Origin of the sequence: Delftia sp. S65 (assembly GCF_016516495.1) — a bacterium.
GTDB lineage: Bacteria > Pseudomonadota > Gammaproteobacteria > Burkholderiales > Burkholderiaceae_C > Comamonas > Comamonas acidovorans.
Genome location: NZ_JACVUR010000002.1, coordinates 124,318 through 141,043, shown reverse-complemented (window position 1 = coordinate 141,043; position 16,726 = coordinate 124,318). Strand labels below are relative to the sequence as shown.

The window sequence follows — 16,726 nt, the reverse complement described above, 5'->3', positions numbered from 1 at the left end:
AGACGGCCAGACCCCATGAACGTGATGAATGCCCACTCCCCCGCGCCCACGGCGGCGCCCCGCACGGCACCCAGCCTGGAGGCCGTGCGCCTGTGCAAGTCCTTCCTGTCGGGCATGGTCAGCGTGCAGGTGCTGCAAGGCCTGTCCGTGTCGCTGTACCCGAGCGAGCTGAGCCTGATCTCCGGGCCCTCGGGCTGCGGCAAGAGCACGCTGCTGTCGCTGATGTCGGGCCTGCAGGCGCCCGACAGCGGCCACGCCATGGCGCTGGGCGAGGACCTGGGCAAGCTGGGCACGCGGGCGCTGGAGAAATTCCGCCTGCGCCACACGGGCTTCGTCTTCCAGGGCTTCAACCTGTTCCCGGCGCTGACGGCCATCGAGCAGGTACAGCTGCCCCTGGGCTACATGGGCCTGCGCAGCGACGAGGCCCTGCGCCGCGCGCAGCAGGCGCTGGACGAGGTCGGCCTGTCCCACCGCGCCCACATGCGCCCGGCCGAACTGTCGGGCGGCGAAAAGCAGCGCGTGGCCATCGCCCGCGCCATGGCCAAGGCGCCGCAGCTGCTGTTTGCCGACGAACCCACGAGTGCGCTGGATGCCGAAAGCGGCCAGCGCGTCATCGACATCCTGCACCGCGCGGCGCGCAACCATGGCACGACCGTGCTGTGCGTGAGCCATGACCCGCGCCTGGTGCGCCATGCCGACCGCGTGCTCGGCATGGAGGACGGCGCCATCCGCAGCGACTGGCGCCAGACCTCCCCGTTGAAGGAAAAAGAATGAAGTACCCCCTGAGCGGCCTTGCCGCGTCCACTGCCGGTCTGGCTGCGGCGCTGGCCGCCGCCGCGCTGCTGGCGGGCTGCGGTCCTTCGCACGATGCGCCTGCCAATGCCGGCCAGGCCAGCGCCAAGGCGCAGCAAAACGGCCCGGCGGCCGTGGCCGTGGCGCGCGGCAAGATCGAGGTGGAAGGCGGCCTGCTGGACCTGTCGCCCGCCGTGGCCGGCGTGGTGCAGCAGCTGTCCGTCAAGGAAGGCCAGTCCGTGCAGCGCGGGCAGTTGCTGCTGAGGCTGGCCGACGATACGGGCCAGGCCGACCTGGCCGTGGCCGAGTCCGAGGCCCAGCTGGCCAAGGCCCGCCAGAAGGCACGCGCCGCGCGCCTGCCCCAGCTCAAGCAGACCCTGTCGCGCTGGCAGGCCGCAGCGCGCGAGGGCGCCGCCGATGCGCAGAACGTGGACGAGGCCGCGCAGGCGCTGCGCGATGCCCAGGCCGAGATCGACGTGGCCGCGGCCGAGGCCCAGGTGGCACAGCGCAAGCTCGAACAATTGCGCGCCCAGCACAAGCGCCAGGAACTGCGCGCACCCGAGGCCGGCACCGTGGTGCGCCTGGCCACCCACGCGGGCAGCCAGGCCGTGCCCGGCACGCCGGCCGTGGTGCTGCTGCCGCAGCGCCCGCTGCAGGTGCGAGCCGAAATCAACGAAAGCTTCGCCGCCGCCGTGCGCGAAGGCATGCGGGCCACGGTGACGCTGGACGCCGATGGCGCCGCACAGCAGCAGTTGCCCTCGGCACGCGTGCTGCGCATCAGTCCCGTCTATGGCACGGCGCGGCTGCAGGACGACCAGCAGCGCGGGCCGGTGCGTGTCATCGAGTGCGTGCTGGTCTTCGAGCAAGCTCCCGCCGCCGCCGTGCGCGTGGGTCAAAACGTAAGGGTGCAGTTCCATGAATAAGCGCATTCCCCTGTATCTGGACACCGCCGCCCCCGGCTGGATGGTGCAAAGCGACTTCGACGGCACGATCAGCCTGCTGGACGTGACCGACACCCTGCTCAACCGCTTCGGCAAGCCCGGCTGGCAGGAACTGGAAGACGCCTGGGAGCGCGGCGAGATCGGCTCGCGCGAATGCATGAAGGGCCAGGTCGCGCTGCTGGACATGGACGAGGCCGAGCTGCGCGCCCACCTGGACACCATCGAGATCGACCCCGGCTTTGCCGGCTTCGTGGAGGCCGCCCAGGCCCACGGCATGGTGGTGCAGGTGGTCAGCGACGGCATCGACTACGCCATACGCCATGTGCTGGAGCGCCATGGCCTGGGCCATCTGCAGGTCATCGCCAACCGCCTGGTGCAGACCGGCGAGCGCAGCTGGCGCCTGGACTCCCCCTGGGCCAGCGCGCAGTGCGCGCGCGCCAGCGGCAACTGCAAGTGCGAGCGCCTGGCCGAGCAGCAGGCCCTGCACGGCCGCGTGCTCTACGTGGGCGACAGCACCTCGGACTTCTGCGTCTCGGGCCGGGCCGACTTCGTGCTGGCCAAGTACAAGCTCATCGCCCACTGCGAAAGCCGGGGCATCGCCCATGCGCCCTTCGAGCATTTCGAGCAGGCCACGGCCTTGCTCGACAAGGTGGTCCTGGGCCTGGAGGCGCTGGCATGACATACCACCCCCTGAGTCGCTTCGCGCCTTCCCGTTGCACGGCGCCCCCCAAGGGGGACGATACCTTCGGTGCGGGGCGGCGCGGCCGGCCAAGGCCCTTCCTTGGTGTCTCTGGCTTCAGGGCACGCCATTTTCATGGTCAGAGGGCGACGCGCAGCGTCATGGAAAATTGACATGAATTTGAGTGATGGGCTCTCCTTGGTTCAGCGCAGCGAGCCTGCCACGGGGCTGGACAACGTTTGCGTGACCGAGCATGAATTCGTCATGCCCGGCACGGGCGCGGCCGCGCGCACCGGCGTGCTGCTGGTGCACGGGCTCACGGGCACGCCTGCCGAAATGCGCCTGCTGGCCAAGGGGCTGAACAAGCAGGGCTTCACCGTCTATGCGGTCCAGCTGGCCGGCCATTGCGGCAGCATGGAAGATCTCGTGGACACGCGCTGGACCGACTGGCTGGCCAGCGTGGAGGCCGGGCTGCAGCGACTGTCGCAGCACACGGACCATGTGGTGGTCGGCGGCCTGTCCATGGGCGCCGTGCTCTCCCTGGCCGTGGCCCAGCGCCACCCCGACAAGGTGGACGGCGTCTGCGCCCTGTCCACCACCTTCCGCTACGACGGCTGGAGCATTCCCTTCTACACGCGCCTGGCCTTCCTGCTGCCGCTGTTCCGCGCGCTGGGCATTGGCCGCCACAGCGTGTTCATGGAGCAGCCGCCCTACGGCATCAAGGACGAGGCCCTGCGCGCGCGCGTGGTCGAGCAAATGCATTCGGGCGACAGCGCGGCGGCCGGCCTGCCGGGCAATCCCTGGTGGTCCATCATCGAGCTGCGCCGCCTCTCGGCCCATGTGCTGGCGCGCCTGCCCCAGCTGCGCTCGCCCTGCCTGGTCATCCATGCGCGCAACGACGACATCTCCTCGGTGGCCAACGCCCATGACATCGTGCATGGCGCCAGCCAGGCCCATGTCGAGCTGGTGCTGCTGGACAACAGCTACCACATGGTCACCATCGACCGCGACCGCCGCACCGTGATCGCGCGCACCACCGAATTCGTGGCGCGCATCGCCAGCGGTGCTGCCCCCCGCGAGGTGCGGGCTGCGGAGGCCGCACGGCATGGGCAGTGATCTCTCGCCGCTGGTCATCACGCTGTGGGTGCTGAACGTGCTGGTGGACAGCGGGGGCCAGCTGGCCTTCAAGGCCGCCGCCAGCCAGCCCGGTGACCTCGACGGCCTGGCACGCTGGCGCTTCATGGCCTCCAGGCCCTGGCTGTGGCTGGGCGTGGGCTGCTACGTGGCCGAGTTCGTGCTGTGGCTGGCCTTTCTCTCGCTGGTGCCGCTGTCCGAAGGCGTGCTGCTGGGCTCCATCAACATCGTGGCCATCATGATCGCGGGCCGGCTGCTGTTTGCCGAGAAGCTGGCACCCATGCGGGTCGCCGGAATTGTCCTCGTGTCCATAGGCGTCGCCATCGTGGGCCTCCATTGAAATGAAGCGTTTCTATTTCATCGGCTTTCTGGTGCTCATGGCCTTCGACACGCTGGCCCAGCTGAGCTTCAAGCAGGCCGGCAATGCGGCGCTGCCGCTGGAGTTCTCCACGGCCTGGCTGGCGCGCGTGTTCGGCCAGCCCTGGATCTATGGCGCCTTCGTGGGCTACATCGGCGCCTTTTTCTCGTGGATGACCTTGCTCAAGCGCGCGCCCATCGGCCCGGCCTTTGCGGCATCGCACCTGGAGATTCTTTCCGTGCTGGCGCTGTCGTACTGCTTGTTCGACGAGCGCATAGGCATGCCCCAGATCATCGGCTGCCTGTTCATCGTGGCCGGCATCGCCTGCCTGGCCGTCAGCGAGACGCAGGAGGCCGAGGGGCCCGGCGCAGACGATGACACGCCGGGCCATGCGGGCGGCAACCCGGGCGCGGGCTCGGCCAGCGCGGGCGCCGCGCATCTGGCGGCCTCGGCCGAGCACGGCACACGCCGTGGCTGAACGCGTGCTGCCGCCTACGGCGGGCCTGCCGCTGCGTGCGGCCGACCTGCTGCCCTGGGGCGATGCGGACCTGGCGACGGCGCTGGCGCAGTGGCTGGGCGTGCCCGCCGTGCAGCTTGAATGCTCGGGCACCTCGGCGCTGATGGTGGCGCTGCAGACCCTGCGCCGCCTGGCGCCGGGCCGCAGCGAAGTCATCGCACCCGCCTATACCTGCCCGCTGGTGGCCCTGGCCGTGGCGCACTGCGGCCTGCAACTGCGCCTGTGCGATCTGCATCCCGACACGCTGGACATGGACCCCACGCGCCTTCGCACCCTGTGCAGCGAACGCACCCTGGCCGTGTTGCCCACGCATCTGTGCGGCCGCGTGGCCGATGTGGCCACGGCCGTGGACTGCGCGCGCGCCGTGGGCGCCTGGGTGGTGGAGGACGCGGCCCAGGCCCTGGGCGCGCGCCTGCGCGGCGAGCCCGTGGGCTGGCAGGGCGATGTGGGCTTCTACAGCCTGGCCGTGGGCAAGGGCCTGACCACCTTCGAGGGCGGCGTGCTGCTGGCACGCGACCCCGCGCTGCGCGAGGCACTGCGCGAGACACATGCGGCCAGCGTGCGCCAGGACCGGGGCTGGGAGTTGCGCCGCAGCCTGGAGCTGCTGGGCTATGCGGCGCTGTACCGCCCCGCCGGGCTGGACCTGGCCTATGGCCGTCCCCTGCGCGATGCGCTGTCGCGCAGCGACTGGGTGCAGGCCGCCGGCGATGATTTCGACGACGCCATTGCCCGCCATGAACTGGGCGCCTGGCGCCGCCGCGTGGGCCGGCGCGCGCTGGCGCGGCTGGCGGATTTCCAGCAGCAACTGCAGCGCCAGGCCCGTGAGCGCGGCGCCTGGCTGTCGGCCATCGATGGGATCGAGGTGGTGGGTGACACCGTGCCGGGTGCGCAAGGCGTCTGGCCCGTGCTGCTGCTGCGCCTGCGCGATGCAGCCACGCGCGATGCGCTGCTGCGCGCGCAGTGGGGGCGGGGCTGGGGTTTGTCGCTGCCCTTCGTCCATGTGCTGCCCGACTATGGCCGCTACGACCATGTGCTGGGCCTGGCGCGCCAGGACGTGGTGGACCAGGGGCGCGACTGGGCACGGCGCCTGGTGGCCGTGGGCAACAGCCTGTGGTTCGACGACGCGCGCTTCGGGGCCTTGCTCAGCCTGCTGGAGAGGCCGCACGCCGCGCCTGGCTGACGGCTGCGGCCTGCGTGGCGCCGGGTTGTTTCGTGGCGCCGGCCGGTGGCTCGCGCCCGCGCAGGGCCTGGCTGCGTTCGGCGACATAGTCGCGCGTGAGCGGAACCGCTTCCTGGCGGCGTGCCAGCTGCACCTGGAAAATGGCGATGTCCTGGTAGCGGAAGGCGGCTTCCGACATGGACAGATAGAACTCCCACATGCGGCAAAAGCGCTCGTCGTAGAGCGCGGCAGCCTCGTCGCGGCGCGCCATGAAGCGCTCGCGCCACAGCCGCAGCGTGCGCGCATAGTGCAGGCGCAGCACTTCGATATCGGTGACCACCAGGCCGCTGCGTTCGATGGCCGGCGTGAACTCCGACAGGGATGGAATGTGGCCGCCCGGGAAGATGTAGCGCTCTATCCAGGGATTGTTGAAGTCGGGCACATCGCTGTTGCCGATGAAGTGCAGCAGCATCACGCCATCGTCGGACAGCAGCTCCCGGCACTGGCGGAAGAAGGCGTCGTGAAAACGCGTGCCCACATGCTCGAACATGCCCACCGAGACGATGCGGTCGAAGGTGCCGCGCGTGTCGCGGTAGTCTTCCAGGCGGTAGCTGAGGCGGTCCGCGCACGGGGACTGGCCGGCACGCTGGCGGGCGCCCGCCAACTGCTCGCCGGACAGCGTCACGCCCGTCACATGGCCCGCGCCAGCCACCTCGGCCAGGTAGCGCGACAGTCCGCCCCAGCCGCAGCCTATGTCCAGCACGCGGTGGCCGGGCTCCACGAGCAGCTTGGCGGCGATGTGGCGCATCTTGGCCCGCTGGGCCTGCTCCAGGCTTTCGTCGCCACGCTCGAAGTAGGCGCAGGAGTACTGGCGCTCGCCATCCAGAAAGAGCCGATACAGCCGGTCGTCGAGGTCATAGTGGTGCGCCACGTTGGCGCGCGCCTTGCCGCGGCGGTTGTGCTGCAGCAGCGGGCGCAGCCGCATGCGCCAGGCATCGAGCAGCCGAACGCTGGCCGGCACGGGCAGGTTGCGCGCGTTGCGCAGCACGAGCTCCAGCACGTCGTAGATGCTGCCCCGCTCCACCACCAGGCGCTGCTGCATGAACATCTCGCCAAGGTTCAGGTCCGGGTCGCGCATCAGGGCCCACAGTGCGCGCCTGTCCGTGAAGCGGATGCGTGCCTGCGGCTGGCCGCCGTCGCCGAAGGCCAGCATGCGCCCCCAGGGCAGGCAGATTTCGAGCAGTCCCTTGCGCACCAGGGGTGTGAAACTGCGCTGCAGCAGTCTTTCGGTCAGCCGGTCGATCATGGGGTTGCCTCCTGTCTTGCGGTCGGCCGCGGTGCGCGGACGTGGGGTATGCGGGGTGTGAACGGATCCTAGGGGCTGGTGCAGGTCTGGATGTATTCGACCAGCCGTTCGTTGAAGGCATGCTGGCCCAGCTGCCAGGTGGCCAGCGTCTGCGCGTCGATCTGCGTGTCCTGGCCGTCTCCGGCGCTCATCCAGCGCTTCCACCAGGTCGTGTAGCGCCAGGAGGACACATCGCCCGTGATATCGCTGCCCACGATCTGGCCGGCCAGTGCGCCGATGATGTCCAGGGCCTCGCCTTCCTGCATGCGGCCCTGGTCCCAGTTGGTGCGCACCACCTCGGGCGCGAACACGTCCTTGTCGATGCTCAGGTAGGTGGGCTGGGCCTGCTCGCGCAGCATGCGCGCCAGCGTGCGCGACAGGTCGGCCACGCTGGCAAAGCCGCGAAAGGCGGCGTCCACGCCCAGGCGGCGCGCCCAGCCCGTGTCCACGCCTGCGCTCCAGTAGCTCAGGCGGCCGGCGCGCAGCGGCGTGAGGTAGTTCTCCCAGGCGTGCGCGCGGCCGATGTCGCCGGAGGTGATGCCGGCCACATGCACATGCGAGACGGCCGGATGCAGGGCCACGCGCCGCACCCAGGAGCCGCAGTGCACGCCCCAGGGAAAGCGCATGTTGTCGGGGTGGTTGTCGAGCACGACCACGCGCAGCGGCCGGCCTGCGGACAGGGCCTGGGCGGTGATGCAGCGCTCGATCAGCGGCCAGCTCAGGTGGTGGAAGTCGCCACTGCCCATGAGGGCCGTGCCATGCGCGGCGGGCAGTTGCGCGTCAAGCGCCGCGCGGAACTGCGCAAAGCGGCGCAGGCCGCAGCCAAAGCGCACCTGCTCCTGCCAGTCCTGCAGCGGCAGGCGCAGCTCGCCGGGCAGGGTCCCCACCGAGCCATCCACATCCAGCACGACCGGCTGGGCATTCAGTTCTGTTCGCTCCATTGGCGATCGCTTTCGAAGTGGCCGGCAAAGCGCCGGCCCAGTGCGCGCAGCAGCGGATTGCGGATGAAGACCGCATGCTGCGTGAAGGTGAAGCTGGCGCCCAGCTGGGCCTTGACCTCGGGGTCGGTCCAGCCGGCCACGTAGTGGCTCAGGCCGCGTTCGATGGCGTATTCAAGGTTGACCATCCAGCTCACGAAGTAGAGATTGGCCTCGCGCGCGGCCGGGTAGGACAGGCCGATGTACTTGTCGATCAGCTTGCCGCCGTGCTCGAAGCACAGGTTCCAGCCCAGCAGCGCGCCGGGCGTGCCGTCGTCCTGCAGCGCGCGGTACTCGAACACGGTGCCTCCGTTGCCTGCATCGCGCAGCAGGGCCGCGAAGAAATCGCGCGTGAGTTTGTCGAAGTGGATCTCGCTTTGCGCATACACCGCATCGAACAGCGCGTAGTAGGCATCGACGCAGGCGTCATCGGCAAAGGCCGCGCCCGTGGGAATGCGCTGCACCTGCAGCTGCGCGCGGCTCCTGAGCTTGCGGCGCAGGTTCTGGCGGCGGCTCCTGGACAGGCGTGCAAGGTATTCGTCCAGGCTGGAGAAGTCGATGGGTACATGGGCCAGGGCCTGGCCTTCGACCAGGATGAAGCCCGCATCGGCCAGCGCCTGCGCCAGCGCCCGTGCGTGGGCGTTGTCGGCGTCCGGCAGCAGCGGTGAATCCTGAGGCAGGTCCTTGACGATGGTCAGCATGCGCCGGCCTGCGCGCGCACGCAGCGCGGCAGCCTGCTGGGCGGCAGGGGTGCCCATGGGCAGCACGGCGTACTCGCTGACCGTGGTGCCCACGAAGTCGGTGGACAGGCGCAGCCGGCGCGACAGCCAGCCGCCACCGGGCAACGACAAAAGACGCGCCTTGAGCGCGTCGTCCGCCGTGGTCAGAAGATCGAAGGGCGCCGTGAAGGCCGGCGCCGGCCAGTCCTGCAGCAGTGCGAAGCCCTCGGGAGGATGGGCCGCGAACTGCGCGAGCAGGCCTGGGGGTTCGAGCTGGTTGTGCAGGCGCTCTGCGGGCATCGCGCCTTCAGGCCGCCTTGGCTTTCGTGAGCAACTGGTCCAGCAGGACCATGGCTTCGTCGATCTCGGGGCGCGAGATCATCAGCGAGGGCGCGAAGGTGATCACGTTCTTGTAGTAGCCGCCCACGTCCAGCACCAGGCCGCGTTTCTGGCCCTGGTATTCCAGGCCGCCTTCGAGGCCGATGTCCACCATCTTGTCCAGCAGCGCCTTGTTGGGCGTGAAACCGTCTTCGGTGCAGATCTCGGCGCGCAGCGCCAGGCCCAGGCCGTCCACGTCGCCGATTTCCTTGTGGCGCTTTTGCAGCTCCTTGAGGCCTTCGAGGAAGTAGGCGCCCGATTCGCGCACCTGGCGGCCGAAGTCCATCTCGTGGGTCATCTTCATGACTTCCAGGCCCAGGGCCGTGCCCAGCGGGTTTGAGGCGAAGGTGGAGTGCGTCGATCCCGGCGGGAAGATGGTGGGGTTGATCAGCTCCTCGCGCGCCCACAGGCCCGACAGGGCGTTGAGGCCGTTGGTCAGCGCCTTGGCAAAGACCAGCACGTCGGGCTTGACGCCGAAGTTCTCCACCGACCACAGCGTGCCGGTGCGCCAGAAGCCCATCTGGATTTCATCGACCACCATCAGCACGCCGTGGTCGTCCAGCACCTTCTTGAGGCCCTTGAAGAAGTTGGGCGGCGGCACGACGTAGCCGCCCGTGCCCTGGATGGGTTCGACGTAGAAGGCCGCGTACTCGCACTGGTTGGTCTTGGGGTCCCAGATAGCGTGGTATTCGTTCTCGAACTTGCGCGCGAATTCCCGGACGATGGAGTCCGCGTATTCCTCGGACGTCATGCCCTTGGGGCGGCGGAACGGGTAGGGGAAGGGGATGAACTGCGCGCGGTCGCCGAAGTGGCCGTAGCGGCGGCGGTAGCGGTAGCTGGAGGTGATGCTGGAGGCGCCCAGCGTGCGACCGTGGTAGCCGCCCTCGAAGGCGAACATCAGGCTCTTGCCGCCGCTGGCGTTGCGCACGACCTTGAGCGAGTCCTCGATGGCCTGGGCGCCGCCCACGTTGAAGTGCACGCGGCCGGCATGGCCCCACTTGCGCTCCGCATCCTGGGCGATGAACTTGGCCAGTTCGATCTTGGTGGGGTGCAGGTACTGGCTGGCGACCTGGGGCAGGGTCTGCAGCTGCTCGATCATCTTCTGCTCGAGGCGCTTGTTCTTGTAGCCGAAGTTCACGGCCGAATACCACATCTGCAGATCAAGGTAGGGCGTGCCGGCCTCGTCGTACATGTAGCTGCCTTCGCAGCCCGAGAAGATCTTGGGCGGGTTGACGTAGTGGACGGTATCCCCGAACGAGCAGTACTTGGCTTCGTCGGCCAGAAGTTGGGCGTTATTGATCACAGCAAAGGGCTCCAGATATTCAGCCGCCGCAGTGTGAGCGGGCAATCTTGCTGCGCTGTCGAGTCTTTGTGTGGGGTTTGTGGAGGAGGCCCGCGCGGAGCCTGGATCGGCCCCTGTGACGTAAATGAGACAAAACAAATGATAATCATTATCAATTGATGGGAGAATCGCGGAAAGCCAGCAGGAACAATCACACACGGGGGGAGCAATGGTCTCGCAAGAGCACTCCGCGGACAGGTCGGCAGCTAGCCAGCAACCCTCTTTCCCCGATTCCCGCCATGGCTGTGTCTTCGCGTTCGTCTTTCCTCTCCCTCTCCCGCAATCCCTCGCGTACGCCGGCATTGCGGCCCAGCCTGCTGGCCGTGGCCGTGCAGGCCGCCGTGATCGGTCTGGCCTCGCCCGGCGCCTGGGCGCAGACGCGGACGCAGACGCAGACGCATGTGCAGACTGCGGACGATGAGGCCCGGCTGATGGCACAGGCTCCCACCAAGGCGCTGGCCCAGGTCGATGTGGTCGATGCAGCCGAGCCCGTGCAGCGCACGCCGGGCGCCTCCACCACCGTCAGCGGCCCGGCGCTGGAGCAGGCCGGCAGCATGGCCGACGTGGTGCGCTACCAGCCCCTGGTCTCCGCGCCGGGCACGGCCTCGGGCACCAGCCGCAACCGCAGCAGCTTCGACCGCTCGGGCACCACGGGCTACAACATCCGCGGCATCGAGGGCAACCGCATCGGCATGGATGTGGACGGCGTCGAGATGCCCGACGCCACCACGCGCCCCTATGTGAGCCGTGTCGGCGCCAACACCTTCGGCGTGGGCCGTGACTTCATCGACCCCGAGATGTTCTCGGCCGTGGACATCCTCTCCGGCACCACCACGGCGCGGCGCGCGGCCGGTGGCATCGGCGGCTCGGTGGGCTTTCGCACCAAGTCCGCCGAGGACTACCTGGTGGGCGGCAAGACCTCCTACCTGGGCGGCAAGATCGGCCACGACACGGCCGACCGCTCCTGGAACGAGAGCTTCACGGCCGCTGGCCGCTCGGGCGACCTCGATGGCCTGATCGCCTACTCGCGCCGCGACGGCCACGAGACGCGCAACCACAGCGCCATCGTCAACAGCTATCCCGACGACTGGAACTCCAACGCGCTGCTGCTCAAGGGCGGCCTGCGCATCAACCCGGCCCACCGTCTGGTGCTGTCGGCCGACCTGTACCGCCGCAAGAACGACACCTCCTTCCACGGCTGGGACACCACCAACACCAGCATCACCGAAAGCTCGCGCCAGAACAGCGACACCAGTCGCAACACGCTGCAGCTGCAGCACCTGTGGACACCGGCCGGCGCCTGGGTGGACCAGCTGGACACGCGGCTGTACTTCCAGAACACGGACACCAACGACGTCACCGACACCACCACGCTGGCCACGGGCGCCAAGGTGCACAACGTCTCCGGCAACGAGACGCGCACCTGGGGTTTCTCGAGCACGGGCGACAAGCGCATCCACCGCCACCGCCTGAGCTTTGGCGTGAATGCATCGACACAGGACACGGAGCGCCCCTGGGCCGTGTCCGGCAACATGAAGCCCCAGCCCGACACCACCACCCGCCGCTACGGCGCCTTCCTGCAGGACGAGATCAGTTTCCAGGCCGGTGGCCGCCGCCTGGCGCTGATTCCCGCGCTGCGCGTGGACCGCGTGGAGATCAAGACACGCGACCTGGACAACTTCGTCTCGGGCGTGCTCACGCCCGCCGATGTCCAGAAGCTCTACGGCGGCACGCGTGGCAACACCATCCTCAGCCCCAGCCTGGCCCTGGTCTATGACCTCACGCCCACGTTCAGCGCCTATGCCCAGTTCAAGCGCAGCGGGCGCGCGCCCTCGGCCGGCGAGATCTTCGGCTCGTGGAACATGGCCAGCAACTACAACACCGGCAACCAGTACGCGCTGGTCGGCAACCCCAACCTGAAGGAGGAAAGCAGCAATGCCTTCGACTTCGGCCTCAAGGGGTCGCCCACGCCGGGCGTGACCTTCAACAGCTCGGTCTTCTATACCAAGTACTCCGACTTCATCGCCTACACGCGCTACCTGCGCGCGGGCCGTCCCGACCTGTTCGTCAACGTGCCCGCCCACATCGGCACCATCTACCAGGCCGAGAACCGCGACAGCGCAAAGATCTACGGCTTCGAGGCCAGCGCGCGCCTGGACCACGGCCAGTGGATGCCCGCCGCCAGGGGCCTGTACTCCACCTGGGCGCTGGGCATCAGCCGCGGCACCTCCAAGTCCTACTATGCAGGCGACAAGGATGTGCCGCTGGACAGCGTGCTGCCGCGCAAGGCCATCGTCGGCGTGGGCTATGACGCACCGGCCCGGCAATGGGGCCTGAACCTGACCGGCACCTTCGTCGCGGGCAAGCAGGCCGTGGCCACCAACCGCGACAGCTACCAGAACGCGGGCACCGGCCTGACCGACTCGACCACCGAGCTGTTCCGCGTGCCCGGCTATGCCATCTTCGACCTGGCCGGCTACTGGCAGGTCGCAAAGAACGTGCGCCTGAACGCCGGCATTTACAACCTGGGCGACAAGCGCTACTGGGACTATTCCAGCACCCGCAGCCTGCAGCCCGGCGTGGCGCGCGACCGCCGCGACATCGAGCTGCTGAGCAACCCGGGCCGCACCTTCGCCGTGTCCATGAACGTTGCGTTCTGAGCACCCTGCGCACCATGCCATTGCACCCACGCCACCTTCACTTGCCGCGTGGCGCGGATCCGAGGAGTTTCTCCAGGGGCCGGCCGGCCTTCCCTACAGCGGCGGTGTCGGCCGGAAAGCCTCCACCACCATCGCAGCCGCCGCTGTATCTGCCTACTTCAGGAGTCGTTTCATGATCGAGTTCTCTCTGTCCCACCGCATGCTGGCCGCTGCCGGCCTGGCGGCCCTGCTCACCGCCTGCGCATCGCCCACGGCACCGTCCGCCAGCGGCCCGGCCCAGCCTGCGGGCGGGCATGGCCAGTCTGCCTTCATGGGCAGCTACGACGCCAACCGTGATGGCGTGGTCACGCGCCAGGAGTACGACACCGTGCGCAAGCAGCGCTTCCTGGCCGGCGACACCAATGGCGACGGCTGGCTCAGCGAGAAGGAGTACGTGGACGAGTTCGAGGCCCGCCTCAAGCAGCAGTACGCGGGCCGCCAGCCCGACGAGCGCTATGCCCAGTCCATGAAGCAGGCCCATGTGCGCTTCGGCATCGTGGACAGGAACCGCGACGGCAAATACACCGTGGAAGAAGACATGGCCATCGCCGAACGCAGCTTCAAGGAAGCCGACGTCAATGCCGATGGCGTCGTGGACAAGAACGACGTCAAGAAGCCCTGAGCGGACATGGCCAAAACCCCATCCAAGCGCTTGGCCTGGTGGCTGCCGCTGCTGTCGGCCGTGTGCATCTCCGCCCAGGCCCACACGCCCTACCTGCTGCCCACCAGCTTCGAGGCTTCGCCCCGGGCCGTCATCAGCGTGGACGCCAGCTTTGCCGACAAGTTCTTCATCCCCGAAGTGGCTTTTGGCGAAACGCGCTTCACCGTGACGGCGCCCGACGGCTCGGTCACGCCCATGGCCGATGTGCGCCAGTTCAAGACTCGCACCGTGGCCGAGCACCAACTGCCCGACGAGAAGGGCACCTACCGCGTGAGCACCGGCCCGCGCCTGGGCGCCGTCTTCCGTTCGTGGGAGCGCAACGGCAAGGTCGAGACCGCGCGTGATCCCGCCACGCCCACGCCGGCCGATGCCAAGCTGCTGAGCCACTACCAATCGCTGTCGGTCTCCGAGACCTACATCACGGTGGGCAAGCCCAGCCGGGCCGCACTCGCGCCCTCAGGCAAGGGCCTGGAGATCGTGCCCGTCACGCATCCCGCCGACCTGTTCGCGGGCGAGAAGTTCGACTTCACCGTGCAATACGACGGCAAGCCGCTGGCCGCGCAGAAGGTGGAAATCTTCCGCTCGGCCATGGACCTGGCGAGCCAGCACAGCGTGGATGCACTGACCACCGATGGCGAGGGCCGCATCTCCTACGCCCTGCCCAAGTCCGGCATCTACCTGGCCCTGGTGCGCTACCGCGCCGACGCCCCCGCTGGCGCCGCCGCGCCGCAGTACGGCAACAACTACACGCTGACCTTCAGGGTGCTGGCGCAGTAAGGGGTTCCGGTTTCACGAAAAAGGCCTGCCGCCATGGAGGTGCAGGCCTTTTCTCATGGTGAAGCCCAGCCCCATGCGATGTGCATGAGGGCGATGCGCCTCAGCCCGTGGCCACCACCCGCAGCACTTCGGCGCCATAGGCGTCCAGCTTCTTGGCGCCCATGCCGCTGATGCCCTGCAGGTCGTCCAGCGATGCCGGGTTGCGTTCGGCAATGGCGGCCAGCGTGGCGTCGTGGAAGATCACGTAGGCGGGCAGGTTGTGCTCGCGCGCGACCTCGGCGCGCCAGGCCTTGAGATTGATGAAGCGCACCTGGGCATCGGGGCCCAGGCTGGCAGCGGCCGCGTTGGGCTGGGTGGCGCGCTTGGAGGTGCGCGTGCGTGGCGCGGCCACGGCCTCGCGCAGCTGCACGGGGACGTTGCCGCGCAGCACGTCGCGCGAGCCATCGGCCAGGCACAGGGTGTCGAAGCTGTGGCCGCTGTTCTCGCTGGTGATCTTGTGCAGGCCCAGGGCGCCCGTGGCCAGCAGCTGGCGCATCACGCCGCGCAGCTGGGGCTCGCTGTAGTCCTTGCCCAGGCCGAAGGTGGAGATCTTGTCGTGGCCGTACTGGCGCACCTTCTCGGTGTCCTTGCCGCGCAGCACGTCCATGATGTGGCCTGCGCCAAAGGTCAGCTGGCTGGCCTCGTGCACGCGGTAGATGGTGGACAGCAGCTTGCGCGCGGCGTCCGTGCCATCCCACAGGGCCGGGGGCTCCATGCAGTTGTCGCAGTTGCCGCAGGCGGTCTTTGCCACGCGCTGCAGAGGCCGGCCTTCAAGGTCCGTCTCTGCGTCTTCTCCCGGTGCGCCCAGGCCGTACTGCTCGCCGAAGTAGGCCAGCAGCCGCACGCGGCGGCAGTCCGTGGCCTCGGCCAGGCCCAGCAGGGCATCGAGCTTGCCGCGCATGACCTGCTTGAAGGTGTCCTCGGCCGGGCTTTCGTCGATCATGCGGCGCTGGTTGACCACGTCGGACAGGCCGTAGGCCATCCAGGCATCGGCGGGCAGCCCGTCGCGGCCTGCGCGGCCGGTTTCCTGGTAGTAGCCCTCGATGTTCTTGGGCATGTCCACGTGGGCCACGAAGCGCACATCGGGCTTGTTGATGCCCATGCCGAAGGCGATGGTGGCGACGATGACGATGCCGTCCTCGCGCAGAAAGCGGTCCTGGTGCAGCTGGCGCGTCTCGAAGGGCAGGCCCGCGTGGTAGGGCAGGGCGGGCACGCCGGCCTGGCTCAGCGTCTGGGCCAGCTCCTCCACGCGCTTGCGCGACTGGCAATAGACCACGCCGGCCTCGCCCTCGTGCTCGCGCTCGATGAAGCGCAGCAGCTGGTTGCTGACGTCCTTCTTCTCGGCGATGCGGTAGCGGATGTTGGGGCGGTCGAAGCTGCTGACGAAGTGCCGTGCGCTCTCCAGCTGCAGCCGCTCGACGATGTCGGCGCGCGTCAGCGCGTCGGCCGTGGCCGTGAGCGCAATGCGCGGCACGCCCGCATAGCGCTCGTGCAGCACGCTCAGCGCGCGGTATTCGGGCCGGAAGTCATGGCCCCACTGGCTCACGCAGTGCGCCTCGTCGATGGCGAACAGCGACAGCTTGCCCTGGGCGTGCAGGTCGTCGAGCAGGCCCAGGAAGCGCGGCGTGTTCAGGCGCTCGGGCGCGGCATACAGCAGGGTGATGTCGCCGCTTTGCAGGCGCCATTCGACTTCCTGCGTCTCGTCATAGGACAGCGTGGAGTTCAGGTAGGCCGCGCTGACACCGGCCTCGTGCAGCGCGCCCACCTGGTCGTGCATGAGCGCGATCAGCGGCGACACCACCACCGCCACGCCGTGGCCCTGCTGCTGGCGCACGATGGCCGGCACCTGGTAGCACAGGCTCTTGCCGCCGCCCGTGGGCATGAGCACCAGCGCATCGCCGCCGGCGACCACGTGCGAGACGATGGCTTCCTGCGGACCGCGGAATTGTTCGTAGCCGAACACGGCTTGCAGGACGGAATGCGCGGCGGACAACGGGGACTTCTTTCGGCAGAGGCGGCTGGCGCGGGAGGGAGCGGGATGCGGGCGCTTCCCGCAAAAAATGCGCTGCGGCCCGAAGGCCGCAACAGCCGCCATTTTGCGCCCCCTCGCAAGGTCCAGGGAAGACCTGGGGTTTGAGCCGCTCTGCATCAACGGCCTTTTCCGGGCGCGAGGGTGCCATTTTCAGATTTCTCCTAGCCACCCGCTGCT

At 68.7% G+C, this 16,726-nt stretch carries 15 protein-coding genes; 10 read left to right on the top strand and 5 right to left on the bottom strand.

What is annotated here, in order from left to right:
• Positions 1-15: 15 nt before the first annotated feature.
• From IAE24_RS02560 to IAE24_RS02530, 7 genes are all read left to right on the top strand, one after another.
• Positions 16-774: an ABC transporter ATP-binding protein gene (locus IAE24_RS02560; RefSeq protein WP_013800028.1), complete on the top strand. Its 759-nt coding sequence runs from the start codon at positions 16-18 to the stop codon at positions 772-774.
• Positions 771-1,715, top strand: a complete 945-nt coding sequence (locus IAE24_RS02555) for an HlyD family secretion protein (protein WP_034397595.1) — start codon at positions 771-773, stop codon at positions 1,713-1,715. The genes IAE24_RS02560 and IAE24_RS02555 overlap by 4 nt, the downstream gene beginning before the upstream one ends.
• A complete protein-coding gene (locus tag IAE24_RS02550) occupies positions 1,708-2,412 on the top strand; it encodes an MtnX-like HAD-IB family phosphatase (RefSeq protein WP_199958774.1) in 705 nt (234 codons plus the stop codon). The genes IAE24_RS02555 and IAE24_RS02550 overlap by 8 nt, the downstream gene beginning before the upstream one ends.
• Positions 2,413-2,586: 174 nt before the next feature.
• Positions 2,587-3,528, top strand: coding sequence for an alpha/beta hydrolase (locus IAE24_RS02545; protein WP_199958776.1), 942 nt, complete (start codon positions 2,587-2,589; stop codon positions 3,526-3,528).
• Positions 3,518-3,886: an EamA family transporter gene (locus IAE24_RS02540; protein ID WP_012202070.1), complete on the top strand. Its 369-nt coding sequence runs from the start codon at positions 3,518-3,520 to the stop codon at positions 3,884-3,886. Before IAE24_RS02545 ends, IAE24_RS02540 begins: the two co-directional genes overlap by 11 nt.
• A gap of 1 nt (position 3,887) precedes the next feature.
• On the top strand, positions 3,888-4,382 hold the full coding sequence (locus IAE24_RS02535) for a DMT family transporter (RefSeq protein WP_199958778.1): 495 nt from the start codon (positions 3,888-3,890) through the stop codon (positions 4,380-4,382).
• A complete protein-coding gene (locus IAE24_RS02530) occupies positions 4,375-5,601 on the top strand; it encodes a DegT/DnrJ/EryC1/StrS family aminotransferase (protein WP_199958780.1) in 1,227 nt (408 codons plus the stop codon). Before IAE24_RS02535 ends, IAE24_RS02530 begins: the two co-directional genes overlap by 8 nt.
• Here the strand turns inward: IAE24_RS02530 and IAE24_RS02525 are convergent.
• The 4 genes from IAE24_RS02525 to IAE24_RS02510 all read right to left on the bottom strand — a co-directional run bounded on the left by IAE24_RS02525 (position 5,564) and on the right by IAE24_RS02510 (position 10,302).
• On the bottom strand, positions 5,564-6,886 hold the full coding sequence (locus tag IAE24_RS02525; RefSeq protein WP_199958782.1) for an SAM-dependent methyltransferase: 1,323 nt from the start codon (positions 6,884-6,886) through the stop codon (positions 5,564-5,566). The two genes, IAE24_RS02530 and IAE24_RS02525, sit on opposite strands and share 38 nt — an antisense overlap.
• A gap of 68 nt (positions 6,887-6,954) precedes the next feature.
• Positions 6,955-7,866 (bottom strand): hypothetical protein, encoded by a 912-nt coding sequence (locus tag IAE24_RS02520; protein WP_013800035.1) that lies wholly within the window; start codon positions 7,864-7,866, stop codon positions 6,955-6,957.
• The gene (locus tag IAE24_RS02515) at positions 7,848-8,921 is read right to left on the bottom strand and encodes a GNAT family N-acetyltransferase (protein ID WP_199958784.1); all 1,074 of its coding nucleotides are present in this window, start codon (positions 8,919-8,921) and stop codon (positions 7,848-7,850) included. Before IAE24_RS02515 ends, IAE24_RS02520 begins: the two co-directional genes overlap by 19 nt.
• 7 nt (positions 8,922-8,928) lie before the next feature.
• Complete coding sequence (locus IAE24_RS02510) at positions 8,929-10,302, bottom strand: aspartate aminotransferase family protein (RefSeq protein WP_034397609.1); 1,374 nt, start codon at positions 10,300-10,302, stop codon at positions 8,929-8,931.
• Positions 10,303-10,580: 278 nt separating this feature from the next.
• Between IAE24_RS02510 and IAE24_RS02505 the strand changes: the two genes are divergently transcribed.
• From IAE24_RS02505 to IAE24_RS02495, 3 genes are all read left to right on the top strand, one after another.
• Complete coding sequence (locus tag IAE24_RS02505; protein ID WP_199958786.1) at positions 10,581-13,001, top strand: TonB-dependent hemoglobin/transferrin/lactoferrin family receptor; 2,421 nt, start codon at positions 10,581-10,583, stop codon at positions 12,999-13,001.
• A 172-nt stretch (positions 13,002-13,173) separates the two neighbouring features.
• On the top strand, positions 13,174-13,662 hold the full coding sequence (locus IAE24_RS02500; protein WP_012202078.1) for a hypothetical protein: 489 nt from the start codon (positions 13,174-13,176) through the stop codon (positions 13,660-13,662).
• Positions 13,663-13,668: 6 nt separating this feature from the next.
• On the top strand, positions 13,669-14,478 hold the full coding sequence (locus tag IAE24_RS02495) for a DUF4198 domain-containing protein (protein ID WP_071953906.1): 810 nt from the start codon (positions 13,669-13,671) through the stop codon (positions 14,476-14,478).
• 100 nt (positions 14,479-14,578) lie between these two features.
• On the opposite strand, the gene IAE24_RS02490 is transcribed toward IAE24_RS02495, so the two are convergent.
• On the bottom strand, positions 14,579-16,510 hold the full coding sequence (locus IAE24_RS02490; protein ID WP_043780224.1) for a RecQ family ATP-dependent DNA helicase: 1,932 nt from the start codon (positions 16,508-16,510) through the stop codon (positions 14,579-14,581).
• Between the last annotated feature and the right edge of the window lie 216 nt (positions 16,511-16,726).